The organism is Streptomyces diversicolor (assembly GCF_057537855.1).
The window spans coordinates 319,112-334,500 of record NZ_BAAJXA010000003.1 but is presented as its reverse complement, the minus strand read 5'-3'; the positions used below and the strand labels follow the sequence as shown (position 1 = coordinate 334,500).

Annotated in this window: 12 protein-coding genes; 7 read left to right on the top strand and 5 right to left on the bottom strand. The window is 71.6% G+C overall.

Annotation, left to right across the window (positions count from 1 at the left end):
- Positions 1-12: 12 nt before the first annotated feature.
- The gene (locus tag AC27LF_RS05160) at positions 13-597 is read left to right on the top strand and encodes an HD domain-containing protein (RefSeq protein WP_479659680.1); all 585 of its coding nucleotides are present in this window, start codon (positions 13-15) and stop codon (positions 595-597) included.
- A gap of 569 nt (positions 598-1,166) precedes the next feature.
- Here the strand turns inward: AC27LF_RS05160 and AC27LF_RS05155 are convergent.
- The 3 genes from AC27LF_RS05155 to AC27LF_RS05145 form a co-directional block, all read right to left on the bottom strand.
- A complete protein-coding gene (locus tag AC27LF_RS05155) occupies positions 1,167-2,360 on the bottom strand; it encodes a damage-control phosphatase ARMT1 family protein (RefSeq protein ID WP_479659681.1) in 1,194 nt (397 codons plus the stop codon).
- A 22-nt stretch (positions 2,361-2,382) separates the two neighbouring features.
- On the bottom strand, positions 2,383-3,030 hold the full coding sequence (locus tag AC27LF_RS05150; protein ID WP_479659682.1) for a ScbR family autoregulator-binding transcription factor: 648 nt from the start codon (positions 3,028-3,030) through the stop codon (positions 2,383-2,385).
- Positions 3,031-3,699: 669 nt separating this feature from the next.
- Positions 3,700-5,745, bottom strand: coding sequence for a DUF4832 domain-containing protein (locus AC27LF_RS05145; protein WP_479659683.1), 2,046 nt, complete (start codon positions 5,743-5,745; stop codon positions 3,700-3,702).
- A 260-nt stretch (positions 5,746-6,005) separates the two neighbouring features.
- Here AC27LF_RS05145 and AC27LF_RS05140 point away from each other — a divergent pair, with 260 nt between their 5' ends.
- From AC27LF_RS05140 to AC27LF_RS05115, 6 genes are all read left to right on the top strand, one after another.
- Entirely contained in the window at positions 6,006-6,965 is a 960-nt protein-coding gene (locus AC27LF_RS05140) for a carbohydrate ABC transporter permease (protein WP_479659684.1), read from the top strand.
- A gap of 13 nt (positions 6,966-6,978) precedes the next feature.
- A complete protein-coding gene (locus AC27LF_RS05135) occupies positions 6,979-7,869 on the top strand; it encodes a carbohydrate ABC transporter permease (RefSeq protein WP_479659685.1) in 891 nt (296 codons plus the stop codon).
- 47 nt (positions 7,870-7,916) lie between these two features.
- Positions 7,917-9,266 (top strand): ABC transporter substrate-binding protein, encoded by a 1,350-nt coding sequence (locus AC27LF_RS05130; protein WP_479659686.1) that lies wholly within the window; start codon positions 7,917-7,919, stop codon positions 9,264-9,266.
- Between the two features lie 51 nt (positions 9,267-9,317).
- On the top strand, positions 9,318-10,817 hold the full coding sequence (locus AC27LF_RS05125) for a glycoside hydrolase family 36 protein (RefSeq protein WP_479659687.1): 1,500 nt from the start codon (positions 9,318-9,320) through the stop codon (positions 10,815-10,817).
- Between the two features lie 89 nt (positions 10,818-10,906).
- Positions 10,907-12,064, top strand: coding sequence for an ROK family transcriptional regulator (locus tag AC27LF_RS05120; protein ID WP_479659688.1), 1,158 nt, complete (start codon positions 10,907-10,909; stop codon positions 12,062-12,064).
- Between the two features lie 119 nt (positions 12,065-12,183).
- Positions 12,184-12,639: a tellurite resistance TerB family protein gene (locus AC27LF_RS05115; RefSeq protein ID WP_121892260.1), complete on the top strand. Its 456-nt coding sequence runs from the start codon at positions 12,184-12,186 to the stop codon at positions 12,637-12,639.
- Between the two features lie 138 nt (positions 12,640-12,777).
- Here the strand turns inward: AC27LF_RS05115 and AC27LF_RS05110 are convergent, their stop codons facing one another.
- Entirely contained in the window at positions 12,778-14,340 is a 1,563-nt protein-coding gene (locus AC27LF_RS05110) for an aromatic amino acid ammonia-lyase (RefSeq protein WP_479659689.1), read from the bottom strand.
- A 10-nt stretch (positions 14,341-14,350) separates the two neighbouring features.
- Positions 14,351-15,316 (bottom strand): ABC transporter substrate-binding protein, encoded by a 966-nt coding sequence (locus tag AC27LF_RS05105; RefSeq protein ID WP_479659690.1) that lies wholly within the window; start codon positions 15,314-15,316, stop codon positions 14,351-14,353.
- Positions 15,317-15,389 lie beyond the last annotated feature (73 nt).

Below are 15,389 nucleotides of genomic sequence, written 5' to 3'. Positions count from 1 at the left end.
AGGAGCCCGACGGTGTCCGATGAACTGACCGCGGTGGCGCGCTTCCTGTACGAGGCGGGGACGCTCAAGAACACCAAGCGCAGCGGCTGGTGGATGGCCGGAGTCAAGGACCCGGAGTCGGTCGCGGATCATTCCTGGCGCACGGCCCTGATCGCAACCGTCATCGCGAAGCTCGAAGGCGCCGACCCCGCCCGCGCCGCGTTCCTCGCCGTCTGGCACGACACCGGCGAGACCCGCACCGGCGACGTCAACCACCTCGGCAAGAAGTACACCGCGGGCGAAGCCGACCCCGAGACGATCGCCGCCGACCAAGTCGCCGGCATGCCCGCAGCCCTCGCCGACGCGGTCAAGGAACTGGTTGCCGAGTACGAGGCCAAGGAGTCCGCGGAGGCGCGGTGCGCGCGGGACGCGGACAAACTGGAGTGCATGATCCAGGGCATCGAGTACCGCGACCAGGGCTATGCCAACGCTCAGAGGTGGATCGACAACAGCCGCGGCCGGATCGTCACCAAGAGCGGCCAGTCGCTCGCCGACGCGGTGCTGGAGACGGGCACCCTGGACTGGCTCCGGGCCGCTCTCGGCGAGAACAAGAGCTGACGCCAGGCGGTCGTAGCCCCGTGTCCCACGCCTCCGCCGCCGGAGGTCGCGCGCACCCAACCGCCGTGCCCGAGCCGGGACCCGCTCCCGGGCCTCGGGCACCTCTCGTGTTCCATGGCCAGTCACGTAGAACCCTCAGAAGCGATCCCTCCGGTGCTGAACCCGCCGCCCTCGCACCGCAACAACGGGATCCTCGTCTCCGCGCTGCGGGTCCGGCATGCGCTGATGGCCAGTCCCGCGCGCAGGGCAGTCGTCGCCCGAGGTCTCCGCGCGGGATCGAGTCCTTCCTGGCGAGCCGACCCGTACTGCCCCGGAAGTAGAGTCCGCGCCATGCACCCGGTCGCTCGTTCCAGCGACCGCCTCGTCCTCCGCGAACTCACCATCAAAGACGTGAACATGGTGCTCGTAGCGCCTGCCGACCGAAACCTAGCGACATCACGCGCCCCAAAGGGGCGCGGGGAACGGCGCGAGCAACCACAAACCACCCGCACCCGGCACTCAACACACCCCGGCACCCCAGTAGCCGCGCCGCACGACCAGACCACGGCGGGCTCAGGTCGCTTCGAGGACTACCGGTGGGATGACGCCACGCTGACCTGAATCAGCGCATGCGTGCCCGCGGTACGCCACCGCTCTCCCTCGGCACGGACGAGTTCGGCCTCGGTGTCCTCGCCGAGACCGGTGACCACGTCGGACTTCAGGGTGCGCAGGGCGGCGACGGGCCCCGGCCAGTACGCGGTGACCTCGTGGAAGGGCGTGGTCGGCGGCCACATCCGATCGCCCACCAGACGCCGGTAGTTGAGGTCGCCCTTGACGATCGTCAGATCGGCCGCGGCGAAGTCGGCGCGCAGGTCGTCGGGCATGTCCGCGTACGGCAGCGGGGCGCAGGAGAAGGGGTGCGCGCGCACGTCGAGGCGTCCTTCGGCCATGGCCGCCCACAGCAGCCGCCCGTACCGGGCCGCCGCGCCGGGCGCCGAGACGAGCCGGCGCAGCGCGTCCACCACGTCGGCGGTGGTCGCGTCGGAGACGTAGTACGGGTAGGGCTTGACGTGCAGCACCGCGTACCGGACCCGGCCCTCGGCGAGCAGGTGGGCGATCAGCAGCAGGTCGGGGACGAGTTCGCGGCCCGCGTTGTCGGCGACCAGGCACAGCGTGCCCGGCCCGGCGGGCGGGAGGCGGGCCCACAGGGCGTCGCTGTCGTCGTGGACGAGCGCGGGGACCGCCGCCCGGTCCGCGCTGCCCTCCGCCGAGAGGCGGAAGCCGAGGTCGGCGCGGTTGCCCCAGAGCGAGCCGTGCAGCAGGGCCCGGGCCCGCTCGTCGTACGGCCGGCCCTCCAGCGCGTCCAGGGCGGCCAGTTCCTCGTCGGTCTCGGCGGCGTCGAGTTCGGCGCGTTTCACGGGGCGGAAGGGGTCGATGCCCTGCCAGGCGCCGGGGCCGAAGTAGCCGACGGCGTCGAGGAGCCGGCGGTAGAAGTGGCTCTCGGACCACAGCCACGGCACATCGAACCAGGACCGGCCGGTCTGCGCGGCCATGCCCCAGTCCCGCCACCGGTCGCGGTCGGCCGCGCCGTCGGGGAGCGGTTCGATCACGCCGTGGGCGCAGTTCTCCAGCAGTGCATCGAGCGCGCGGTGCCGCTCGGGGCCGTACGGGAAGGCGTGCCGTACCTGGCGGATGATCGCCGGGTGCCGTTCGGCGAGCACGCTGTGCGGGAACGAGCCGGGCGCGTTGCCGAGGATCACGGGCGCGGCGGGGGTGTCGGGCATGTCCGTCACCGTACCGCGCGGTTCAGACGGTTCTGATCTCCCGCTCCAGCTGGGTGGCGAGCGCCAGATAGCGGGCTCGGCGGGGCACCGGCACCAGGCCGCGGATGAGCAGGTGCCACATCTCGGCGATCCGGCGGGGCAGCCGCCCGGCGGGTTCCAGCAGGCGGCCGGCGACGCGGGTGCCGACGAAGAGACAGACCAGGGAGTGGGCGGCGGCCTCCACGTCGACGTCCGGATGGACGTCGGATTCCTTGACGGCGCCCAGGAGTTTGCGGGTGGCCAGCTCCAGCCACTCGGTGAAGGGGTGTCTGAGCGGCGGCCGTACGGCGATGTCCGCGGTGGCCAGCCGCAGTCCGGCCCGGGGGACGGGGCCCTCGACGGCGAGCCGGGCCATGCCGAACGTGGTGCGGATCAGGGATTCCAGCGAGGAGCAGCCGCGGCGCTCCACCTCGGCCAGTACCTGCCGGGCGGCCCTGGACTGGAGTTCCATGATGGCGTGCGCAAGGTCCTCCTTGGCGGCGAAGTGGAAGTACAGCGCCCCCTTGGTGACCCGGGCGTGCGCGACGATGTCGCTCAGGCTGGTGGACTCGTAGCCGTGGCGGTCGAACAGGTCGGCCGCCGCCGTGATGATCGTCGCGCGGGTCTGTTCGGCGCGTAACTGCCTCGCCATCTGCTGGACACTCCTTGACGGCCGGGAAAAGAACGGGACGTGCCGTTTGTTTCTTACCCCCCGCACACGATAGCTCACCGTGCGCCAGCGGTCGTTCGGGGTGCGGACCGGGTGCCCGGCGCGCGGAGCGGTGGCGCGGGCGGGCCCGGTGGCCCTGGCTCTTCCGCAAACGGACGGCGTCGAAGCACGGATCTCCCTCGGTTCTCTCCCGGTTTGCGGAGGCTCCGGCGGACAGGCGTACGCCACACCGGTGATCGCCACGATACGAGGCGGACGGTCTGTTCTCAATGGCACGTCGGCGGGCCGGAAAACGGGCGGGCCGGTCGGTGCACTCGCGCCTCGACCGGCTCAGCAGCCCCTTGGGCCGCACCGTTCGCGGTCATCACGCCCGCGAACGGTGCGGCACACACCGGGCCGCGGGCGGCGGCACGGCCTTGCCGCCGAGGTGATACGGCCGGAAAACACCCCCTGGTTCCGGCCGGTCGACCGGTATGCGACCGAACTTCCCTTGCCGCACGCCGACTTGGACGCGAAGGGCCACGTGGATGCGAAGTGGCCTGGGACGCGAAGGGCCTGGGACGCGAAGGGCCGCCTCCCGTGACGCACGGGAGGCGGCCCGCTGCCGCGCCGGCCCGGGAGGGTCCCGGCCGGTCGCGACCGCGTCGGCGGTCAGCGGAGCGTGATCCGGTCGATGTCGGGTGCCCAGTCGGAGGGTTGGGCCAGCGTGATCCGGTTGCCCGTGCCGGGTTCCAGGTCGACGCTCAGCGAGATCGAGCCGGGTGTCCACCAGTCGGCGGTGGGCGGGAAGCCGACGGTGCGTGGTGTGCCGTCGTTGACCTGGATCGTGGCGGTGCGCGCGGTCGCCGAGGCGTAGTCGATGGTCATCGTCCTGGTGCCGCCGGCGCCGCCGTCCACGTGGTGGAAGGTGAGGGTGGCGCCGTTGCCGAGGTATCCGACCTTGGCGCCGCCGGAGCAGCCGGCGCAGTCGGCGACCGTGGCGGTGCCGGTGAGGGTGTTGCCGTCGGCCTCCGCCTCGTGGCTGACCGGTCCTGTGGTGCCGTCCGAGCCGACGGTCATGGCGCCGAGCCGTAGCCAGCCGTCGCCGTTCTGGCCGGTGTTGGCGAAGCGCAGCTTCTTGGCGTCGGGGTTGATGTCCTCCAGGGGGTTCTTCGCCTTCATGACGAGGTGGTAGTCGCCGGCGGTGAGTCCGGACAGGTCGACGGTCGCGTCGAAGTACCGGGGGTGGCCGTAGTCGAGGTAGGTGGGGTCGGGTCCCGCCGCCCAGTCGGGGAAGGCGCGGATCTTCGCCGGCATGACCTTGCGCAGGTCCCAGGGCGTGGCCCAGGTCCTGACGACGTTCCCGGCGGAGTCCTTGAGCCCGAGGCTGACCGTCCAGGGGTAGTAGAAGGGGGCGACGCCGTTGTTGGTGATCCGCACGCCGACGGTGGTGCTGCCCCGCGCGGTGTCGTGGAAGTAGGCGTGGTCGACGGTGAGGTCGTAGCCCATGGTCCGCACCGCGGCGGCCACGCCGGGATCGGTGGCGGAGTAGCCGGCGCTGCCTTCGTTGATCTTCCAGGTGGTGTGCTCCAGTTCGAGGCACGCCTTCATGTCGTCCACGGCGCCCGAGCCGCCGGGCCAGTGGGCGAAGGCCGTCGACTGGATCTCGGGCCGCACCTCGCCGCCCATGGAGGCGGTGGTCCACCGGTTCTCGACGCCGCGCTGGAGGGCTCTTTGCAGCTGTGCGTACGACGCCCCGCCCATCGAGGCCGGCAGGGTGACGCCCGCCAGGGGGCTGCCCTCGCGGAAGCAGAAGGAGTCGTCGTGGAAGCCGACGGACGGCAGGCCGGCGGCGGCGCCGCCGGCCGCGTCCGGGTAGCGGACCTCGGTCTTGGTGTGGGTGAAGGCGCTGTCGTAGGCGCGCAGGATCTCGGCGCCATGGGCGTCGGTCGGCATGTAGTTCGGGTAGGAGTCGCCCGAGGTGTCCGTGTCGTACGGCCAGGTGTGCCACTCGCCCCACAGCCCGACCAGGCCCATGTGGATGAAGCCGATGCGCGGATCGCCGTCGTAGCGGGCGCCGAACGCGGCGATGAAGTCCTTGAGCGCGTCGAGCAGATAGGGGCTGTCGTAGTCGGGGCTGGTGGTGCCCCAGTAGGCGTTGGTGCGGTAGGCGACGTGCCCGTCGAAGCACCGGGGGACGGCGTTGGCGGGATGGCTTCCGGTGCCGCCGGGATACTCCAGGTAGAAGCGGACGGCGGCCTGGTTTCCGTACGAGGCGATCTCGTCGAGCGCGCCGTCCAGGGCCGACCAGTCGTAGTGCCCGCAGTCGAAGGCGTCCTTCATGACCTCGGACAGGCCGAAGTAACTCCAGGTCAGGGAGTGTGGGTAGCCCGTGTTCTGGTCGCTTCCGGGTTGGTAGAAGCGGGCGAAGCCCTTGAGGGGGTTGTCCAGCGGGGCGTCGGCGCGGGTGAGGGTGTGGACCGGGAGCGAGGGGTCCGGGTCGGGCCCGGGTGCCGGGCGCTCGGGCACCCCACCCTGAGCCGCGGCGGACGCAGCGGACGCGGCGGACGTGACGGGCGCGGCGGCGGGGCCGGGAGCCGGTGCGGCTGCGGCTGCGGGCCGGGTGGCGACCGGCAGCGCCGCCAGGGCGAGGGCCAGGGCCGAGGAACAGAGCGCGGCGAGCAGTCCTCTGCCGCGTCGCTGTGCGAAGGAGCGCACGGTGTCAACCTCCGGAAACGGTGGGGGCGTTGACGGCCGACCGGTCCCGGCCGGCCGACCGGCCCGGCCAACTCCCGGCCGACCTGCGACAACACGGGCCCGGGCGGGCCCCGTCGGCTTGTCTCCGCTGTCTCTCACGGTGCTGGAAAACCCGCTTTTTTATGAGACAGCGTTGACAAACTTTCGCTGTTGCTCATCAATATGTGCCCACGGTGCCCCACTGACAAGAGGTGCGGCGCAGATCCGTTCGGAGGGGAACCATGGGGGCGAACACCGCAGTTGCGCCACCGCACGAGAGCGCCGGTTCACCGCCGGGCCGGGCCCCCGCTCCGGGCGGGCCGGCCCGCCGGCGGCGCCGCGACGACCGGAAGGCCGCCTGGCTGTTCCTGGCGCCCGCGCTGGCCGGCTTCGCGCTCTTCTACGCGTATCCGACCGCCCGCGGCGTCTACTACTCGCTCACCGACTACAACCTGCTCGCCCCGCCCGGCTTCATCGGCGCGGACAACTACCGGCAGCTGATCGGCGACGACCAGTTCTGGAACGCGCTGAAGGTCACCGGCTACTACGTGGTGGTCAACATCGCGTCGCAGACCGTCCTCGGCCTGCTGCTGGCGACGCTCATGCACCGCCTGACCCGGTCGGTGGCGCTGCGCGCGATGCTGCTGGTGCCGTGGCTCGTGCCCAACGTCACCGTCGGCCTGCTGTGGATGTGGCTGCTGGACGCCAACCTCGGCTTCGTCAACCATGTGCTGAACGCGCTCGGCCTGGGCTCCACCGGCTTCTTCACCTCGCCCGACTGGGCCATGCCGACCGTCGCCGCGGTCAACACCTGGGCGTACACCGGCTACACGGCGCTGCTGCTGTACGCCGGGATGCTGCAGATCCCGCAGCACCTGTACGAGAGCGCGGCCCTGGACGGCGCCGGCGAGTGGCGCATGTTCACCAGGATCACCCTGCCCCTGCTGCGCCCGGTCCTCGCCCTGGTGCTGGTGGTGTCGCTGATCGGCTCGTTCCAGATCTTCGACACGATCGCGGTGACCACCAAGGGCGGGCCGGTCAGCGCCACCCGGGTCATCTACTTCTACATCTACGAACAGGCCTTCACCGACTTCCACATGGGCTACGCCTCCGCCGTGGCCGTGGTGCTCGCGGTGCTCCTCGGGGTGCTGACCGCGGTGCAACTGCGCCTGTTGCGTGCGTCCCGCTCGGACCTGGCCTGAGGAGGCACCGACCATGACCCGCAGCCGCACCAGGGTCTCACCCGGCCGGATCGCCGCGTGGACCGTGCTCGCCCTCGCACTGATCGTGACCGTCTTCCCGTTCTACTGGATGATCCGCACCGCCCTGACCCCGGCGGCCGACATCTACTCCGACTCCACCGCGCTCGTCCCGCACCACCCCACAATGATCAATTTTCTGCGGGTGCTGGGCCTGACCAGCCAGGAGGAGGCGCGGGCCGCCGGCGGTTCCGGCGCGCACGTGGACTTCCTGCGCTACCTGCTCAACTCCGTCGTCTACAGTGGGCTGATCGCCGTGCTGCAGACGCTGTTCTGCGCGATGGCCGGCTATGCCTTCGCCCGGCTGCGCTTTCCCGGCCGGGACGCCGTCTTCGGCGTCCTGATCGGCGCGCTCATGGTGCCGCCGATCTTCACGGTGCTGCCCAACTTCGTCCTGGTGAAGAACCTCGGCTGGCTGAACGCCTTCGCCGGCATGGTCGCGCCGAGCGTGCTGATGACGCCGTTCGCGGTCTTCTTCCTGCGGCAGTTCTTCCTGTCGGTCCCGCGCGAGGTGGAGGAGGCGGCCGTGCTCGACGGCGTCGGCGCCTGGGGGATCTTCTGGCGGGTGGTGCTGCCCATGAGCCGCGGCCCGCTCATCACCATCGGGCTCACCACCACCGTGTGGGCCTGGAAGGACTATCTGTGGCCGCTGCTGACGGGCCGCGAGGAGCAGACCCGCGTACTCACCGTCGCCCTCGGCATCTTCCAGCAGCAGTCGCCCAACACCCAGCCCGACTGGACCGGGTTGATGGCCGGGTCGGCGCTGTCGGTGCTGCCCGTGCTCGTGCTGCTGCTCGTACTCGGCCGCCGCCTGGTCGAGTCACTCAACTTCACCGGCATCAAGTGACTCCCCCTCAACCGACCAACCAGAACGAGCCGAAGAGGTCTCTCACGATGAGTTCCCGACGCGTGCGCACCGGCGCGGCCCTGCTGTGTCTTGCCGCGACCGCCACCCTGGTCTCCTGCGGCGGTTCCGACGACACGGCCGACGGCAGGACCACCCTCGACTACTGGCTGTGGGACGACCGGCAGCTGCCCGCCTACCAGGAGTGCGCCGACGCCTTCCACAAGGCCCACCCCGACATCACCGTCAAGATCACACAGACCGCCTGGGCCCAGTACTGGCAGAACCTCACCACCCAGCTGACCTCGGGCGACGCCCCGGACGTATGGACCGACCAGGGCTCCTACTATCCGCAGTTCGCCACCAGCAACCAGCTCCTGGACCTCCAGCCGTACGTGACGCGGGACAAGGTGGACCTGAACGCCTACCAGCCCGGCCTCGCCGGGACCTGGGTCAAGGACGGCAAGCGCTACGGGCTGCCGAAGGACTGGGACACCATGGCGCTCGTCTACAACACCGCCCTGCTCGACCAGCAGGGCGTGGACGCCGCCGAGCTGAACGACCTGACCTGGAACCCCGACGACGGCGGCACCCTGGAGCGGGTGATAGCCAAGGCCACCGTCGACACCGAGGGCCGCAACGGTCTCGACGCCGGATTCGACAAGAACCACGTGAAGACCTACGGGTTCCTGCCCGAGTGGGCCGACGGGTCCCAGGGCCAGAACGGCTGGGGCGACCTCGCCGTCGCCAACGGCTTCCAGTACCTCGACAAGAATCCCTGGGGCACGCACTACCGGTACGACGACCCCAGACTCGCCGAGACCATCGGCTGGTTCAAGCACCTGATCGACAAGGGCTACGCGCCCCGCCTGGACAAGCAGTCGACGGTCGCCAACTCCGAACTCCTCACCGCGGGCAAGGGCGCCCTCATGGTCGCCGGGTCCTGGACCATCTCCACCTTCACCGACCCCAAGGGGCCGCACAAGTTCGCCTTCGCGCCGCTGCCCAAGGGCCCGATGGGGCGCAAGAGCGCCATCAACGGACTGTCGGACGCCATCTGGGCCGGGACCAGGCACAAGGAACAGTCCTGGCAGTGGGTCAAGTTCCTCGCCTCCCCCGGCTGCCAGAACCTCGTCGCCGAGCGGGCCGTGGTCTTCCCCGCGCTGAAGAGCGCCACCCGGAAGGCGCTCGCCGCACACCGGGCCAAGGGCGACGACGTGCACGTCTTCACCGACGCCGCGGCCGCATCCGACGGCACCTTCGCGCTGCCCGTCACCGAGCACGGCACCGAGATCAGCACCATCGTCCAGGACGCCATCCAGTCCGTGATCCTCGGCAGGGCGCAGCCGCAGGCGGCCCTGAAGGCGGCGAACGACAAGGTCAACGGCCTCTTCAAGTAGCCGCCGCGGCACGCGAGTCAGCACCCCACCCATCGAAACGCAAGGAGATCCATGGCCCAGCTCGTAGACCTCGGCGCGCGCACCTTCGCCGTCGAGCTCGAAGGCGACGCCCCGCCGCGGCCCGTCGAGGGCGGCCTGCTGCTGCCGGCCGGCCGGGCGGCCGTGCTGCACGGGCTCGGCGACGCGCTCTTCTACCGCCACGGGCACAACTCCTGGAGCCCGTGCGGCTGGCGCCGGCTCTCCGCGGACCCGCTGCGCATCGAGAGCGCCACGCGCCGCCTGACCGCCGACGACACCGTGTGGGACGACCCCGCCCGCCACCACTCCTCCGCCGTCGCCGCACTCCAGGGAGCCGACGGGCGGGTGCTGCTGCTCGGCGCGCTCGGCCTCGACGTACCGCGTCTGACGGCGGACGAGGACACGCTCGCCGGATGGTACGAACGCGACGGGGCCCCCTGGTTCCTCGCGTACGGCGAAGAGGCGGAGGTCTTCGCCGGCTACGCCCGGCAGCTCGCCGACCGTCTGGGGCACAGCCGCAAGCGGGCGGGCAACGTGTGGTGCAGCTGGTACGCGTACTACGAGAACATCACCGAGGAGCAGCTCACCAAGGACATCACCGCCCTGCGCGGACTGCCCTTCGACGTCGTCCAGGTCGACGACGGCTGGGAGCGGGCCGTGGGCGACTGGGAGCCCAACGCCAAGTTCCCCTCCGGGATGCGCGCGCTGGCCGACCGGATCACGGACGCGGGGCTGCGGCCCGGGCTGTGGATCGCCCCGTTCATCGTGCTTCCCGGATCGCGCACCGCCCGGGAGCGGCCGGAGCTGCTGCTGCGCGACGACCACGGCGAACCGGTGGTCGCCGGGCACAACTGGGGCACCGGCTACTGGGCGCTCGACCTCACCCGGCCCGCAGCGCAGGACCATCTGCGCGAGACGATCCACCGGGTGAGCCGGCAATGGGGGTTCACCTACCTCAAGGCCGACTTCATCGGGGCCGGCGCGGCGGCCGGCGCGCCGTTCGCGGACACCGGGCGCGAGGAGGCATACCGGCTCGGACTGCGGATCATCCGGGAGGAGGCGGGCCCGGACGCCTATCTGCTGGGCAGCGGCGCACCGCTGCTGCCCTCCCTTGGACTGCTCGACGGCATCCGCAGCGGGCCCGACGTCGCACCGCTGTGGGAGCACTACGCCACCCGGGACCCCTCCGACGCCCTGGCCCGCAACGCCGTCGTCAACACCCTGCACCGGCTGTGGCAGGCGCCCCTGCTGGAGGTCGACCCGGACGTCGTGTACTTCCGCAGCCGCCTCAACCTGCTGACCGAACAGCAGCAGCGGTGGCTGCGCGACCTCGCGGACGTCTGCGGGTTCCGTGCGGTCTCCGATCCGCCGGGATGGCTGCACTCCGACGAACTGGAGGCGATGACGGCGTATCTGTCGGCGCGCCCGCGGGTGCGCAGGCTCGGCCGCTACCGGTTCGCGCTCGACGGACGGGAGGTCGACTTCACACCCGCGGTCGCTCCGGAGCGGGAACAGCGGTACCCGATCGCGTGAGCTGCGCGGGCACGGCCACCGCCGGGAATTAGTAAACTGCTCAGCATTATCCAGCGGCGGGCACCGGAACCCCTACAGGGAGCACCAGCATGGCGACGACCGGAACAGACCTGTCCCGGATGCGCGAGATGAACCAGCTGTCCATCCTGTGGGCGTTGCGCGGCAACCCGCCCTCCACGGTCACCGAACTGGCGGGCCGGGCCGGGCTGTCCAGGCCCGCCGTGGACGTCCTGGTGCAGGCGCTGGTCGCCGACGGCTGGGCCGCGGTCGAGGAGCCCGGGCCCAGCAGCGTGGTGGGGCGCCCCGCCCGCCGCTTCCGGTTCCGGGCCGACGCCGGCCATGTGCTCGGCATCGACATCGGCGTGCACAAGATCCTCGTCATGCTGAGCGATCTGGAGGGCAACCTCGTGCGGACCGTGCGCCGCCCGGCCGACCCCGAGGCGGCCCCCGGGGCACGGCTCGCGGCGGTCGACCGCGTCATCGACGAGGCGCTGCGCGGCGCCGGCATGACGCCGGCCGACATCTGGGCGGTGACGGTCGGGGTGACAGGACCGGTCGACGCCACCGGCCGCACCACCCTGTTCACCCCGCTGCCCGGATGGCACACCACCGACCCGGCCGCGCACCTCGCTGCCCGCTTCTCCTGCCCGATCCAGGTCGAGAACGACTGCAAGCTGGCCGCCGTGGCCGAACGCTGGAAGGGGGTCGCGCAGGACGCCGACGACATCGTCTTCCTGCTCGCCGGACTGCGCACCGGCGCCGGGCTGATCCTCGACGGCACCCTGCGCCGCGGCCACGGCGGCGCCGCGGGCGAGATCGGCGCGCTGAAGGCCGTGCGCTGGCTGGCCGCCCCCGGTCATCTGGAGTCGTGCCCCGGTGTGCCCGCGACGGCCGCGCCGGGCGAGGCGGCGGCGTGGGTGTTCCAGGCGGCCCGGGACGGCGACCGGGAGGCGAGGGCGGCCGTCCGCCGCTACACCCGCGACCTCGCGGTCGGCGTCGCCGCGCTCGTCCTCGCGCTCGATCCCCAGGTCGTCGTCTACGGCGGCGGGTTCTCCCGGTCCGCCGACGTGGTCCTTGAGCCCCTGCGCCGCGAACTCACCAAGCACTGCCTGCGCCTTCCGGAGCTGCGCACCTCCACCCTCGGCGACGAGAGCGTGGCCCTCGGCGGGCTGCGGCTGGCCCTGGACGAGGTCGACAACCGGCTGCTGAGCGACGGACTGGCGGCCCCGAGCGCGCCGCGGCGGTAGGGCGGCGGTGCGCTCGGGCGGTGGCGGAACCGGAGGGCGGGCCCCGCGGAACTTAACGGGACCGCCGAGAGTTTCTACGGTGCTGTAGAGGCATTCGACTGTGTATTCAAGGAGTTCGCATGGCCCTGTGGGACCGCATCAAGGAGTCCGCATCGACGATGCAGACCCAGCTCGTGGCGAAGAAGAACGACCTGAAGAGCGGTGCCTTCCGTGACGCGAGCATGGCGATGTGCGCGCTCGTCGCCGCCGCAGACGGGACCATCGACCCGGCCGAGCGCCAGCGTGTGGCCCAGTTGATCGCCACCAACGAGGTGCTGCAGAACTTCCCCGCGGACGACCTGCGGCGCCGTTTCGAGGAGAACCTGAACAAGCTGACCGCCGACTTCGACTTCGGCAAGGTCAGCGTGCTCCAGGAGATCGCCAAGGCGAAGAAGAAGCCCGCCGAGGCCCGCGCGGTGATCCAGATCGGCATCGTCATCGGCGGCGCCGACGGCGACTTCGACAAGACGGAGCAGGCGGTGGTCCGAGAGGCATGCTTCACCCTGGACCTCCCCCCGCACGAGTTCGACCTCTGACCCTCCCCTTGGTGCCCCGCCCCCGAACCGACCCCTGGGCGGGGCCCGCCCGTCCCCCCGCGCGAGCCCCCGGCGGGGTGAGCGAGTCGGGGCGGCGGGGCGGTACGGGGAAGGTGCGGGCTGGTTCTGTCGGTGGGGTCAGAGGTCTGACAGGAAGGGGAGCAGTTCGGTTGCCGTGGTGATGTCGCCGGTCAGGGGGCGGTCCTCGGTGTCCGGTGGGAGCACGGACGCGGCCAGGGCGAGGGCGGGCACCGGCGGGGCCGCCGGGTGCAGGCGCAGCGCCCGTACGGCGGTGACCAGTTCGCAGGCGAGGACGGTGGCGTACGCGTCGGCGGCCCGCTGGGTCTGCCGGGCTGCCTGGCCGGCGAAGCTGGCGGCCTCCTCCAGGCCGTGGGAGAGGACGGCGTGCCCGGCGGAGGCGGGGGCGGCGCACGAACGCAGCTCCGCGAGCGCCGAGTTGGCGGTGTACTCCAGGATCATCACACCGGAGCTGCCGGCCGGGCCGGTGGCGAGGAAGTCGGGCAGTCCGGTCAGGTCGCCGCGGACGAGCGCGGACAGCCGGGCGACCGACAGCTGGGCCGTCTGCAACAGGGCGAGGTCGAGGCCGTCCAGGGCGAGGCCCAGCGGGGCGGCGAAGAAGCCACCGTGGTGGTAGGCATGGCCGTCCGCCGCCAGCACCGGGTTCTCCGTGGGGGTGTTGACCTCCACCTCGACGATCCGGCGCAGCGCGTCGAAGGCGTCCAGGGCGGCGCCGTGCACCTGCGGGAAGGCGCGGAAGCCGTACGGGTCCTGGACGCGCCGCCCGGCGGTGACCGGCCGGTCGGGCAGCTCCAGCAGTCGGCGTACCTCGGCGGCGGCGCGGGCCGGGCCCGGGTAGGGGCGCAGGGCGTGCACCGGGGCGGCGTACGCCTCCGGTGACCCGCCGACGGCGGCGAGGGAGAGCGCGGCGACGGCGTGGGTGGCCCGCAGCAGGACGTCCACGGCGTGCCCGGCGAGCGCGGCCTGGCCGAGCGCGAGGGCGTTGCTGCTGAGCAGTGCGAGCGCGTCGCCGGGGCGCAGCGTGACGGGCGCGGGCAGCCCGGTGGGCGCGGTGTCCGCGCCGGTCGCGGGCGGCCGGGCGGTGTGGCCGTCCGCGGCCGGTGTCCGGGCCGTGTCCGCGGTGGCGGTCAGCCAGGGGCGTTCGCCGATGAGGGTGAGGCCCGTCTGGGCCAGGGCCGCCAGGTCACCCGTGCCGACGCCGCCGTAGGCGTTGACCGCCGGGTGGACGCCGAGACGCAGGGCCTCGGTGAGGGCGGTGATGACGCAGGGGTGGATGCCGGAGCCGCCGGCCAGGAGCTGGTTGGCGCGGACCGTGAGCATCGCGCGGACCTGCCGGGCGGGCAGCAGCGGTCCGGCGCCGCCCGCGTGGCTGCGCAGCAGTCGCAGGCCGTGCTCGGTCTCGTCGCCCGCCGGGACGGGGACGGAGCGGTTCGCGCCCACGCCGGTGCCCCGGCCGTAGAGCCGGCCCTTCGCGGCCAGGCGGCGCACGGTGTGCCAGGCGCGGTGCGCCCGGTCGAGTGCCGCTCGGGGGACGAAGGGGACGGCGACGGAGTCGGCGAGCCGGACGAGTCCGGGCAGGTCCAGGCCGTGGCCGTCCAGGACGACGCGGGTGTCCCCGGTGTCCGGGGACACCCGCGTCGTGCCGTTCGTGCTCGCGTCCACGGTGCGGACGTCAGTCGAGACCGGCGGACTTCAGCCAGGACTTGGCGACGTCCAGCGGGTCCTTGTTCTCCAGCTGCACCTGGGTGTCCAGGTCCAGCAGGGTCGCCGTGTCCAGCTTGGCCGACACCGCGTTGAGCGTGTCGGTGCCCTCCTGGGAGAGCGAGCCCTTGTAGACCAGCGGCTGGACGTTGGCGAACCCGAACAGGTTCTCCGTGTCCTGGAGGACGACGAACTTCTCCTTGGAGATGGTCGGGTCCGTGGTGAAGATGTCGGCGGCCTGGACGGTGTCCTTCTTCAGCGCGGCCTGGGTGAGCGGGCCGCCCGCGTCGAGCGCCTTGAACGACTTGAACTCCACGCCGTAGACGGACTTCAGTCCCTCAAGGCCCTGGTGCCGGGTCTGGAACTCCGGGGAGCCGCCGATGACCAGGTCCTTCGCGATGCCCTTGAGGTCGGCGATGGACGACTTGTCGGTCAGCTGGTACTTCTTCGCGGTGGCCGCGTTGAGCGTGACGGAGTCCTTGTCCTGGGCCTCGGCCGGCTCCAGCAGGGTCAGCTTGGAGTCGAGCTTGGCCTCGATGGCGGCCGTGGTCTCCTCGACGGACTTCGGGGTGGCCTTCGAGTCGAGGTAGGCGAGCAGAGCGCCGTTGTACTCGGGCAGAACGGAGATCGAACCGTTCTTGAGCAGGCCGTACGTCGTTTCGCGGCTGCCGATGTTGGGCTTGTAGGTGACCTTGATCCCCTTGGCCTTCAGGGCCTCGCCGTAGATGTCGGCTATCAGGATGCTCTCGGCGAAGTTGTTGGAGCCGACGACGACGGTGTCGCCGCTCGCCTTCTTGTCGCTCTTGAGCGGGTCGTCGGACGTGTCGTCGGAGGAGGAGGAACAGCCCGCCAGCAGGGCCGTTGCGGCGGCGAGCGCGACGGCTGCCGCGCTTCGGTGTCTCCGGATGAACCTGCTGGTGTGGGTGTTGGAAGTCACGGTTCCCGTTCCGGGTTCAGTGGGTGGTGGGGTCGGTGAACAACTCTGGAACAGCTCGCCACTGATCCAATCC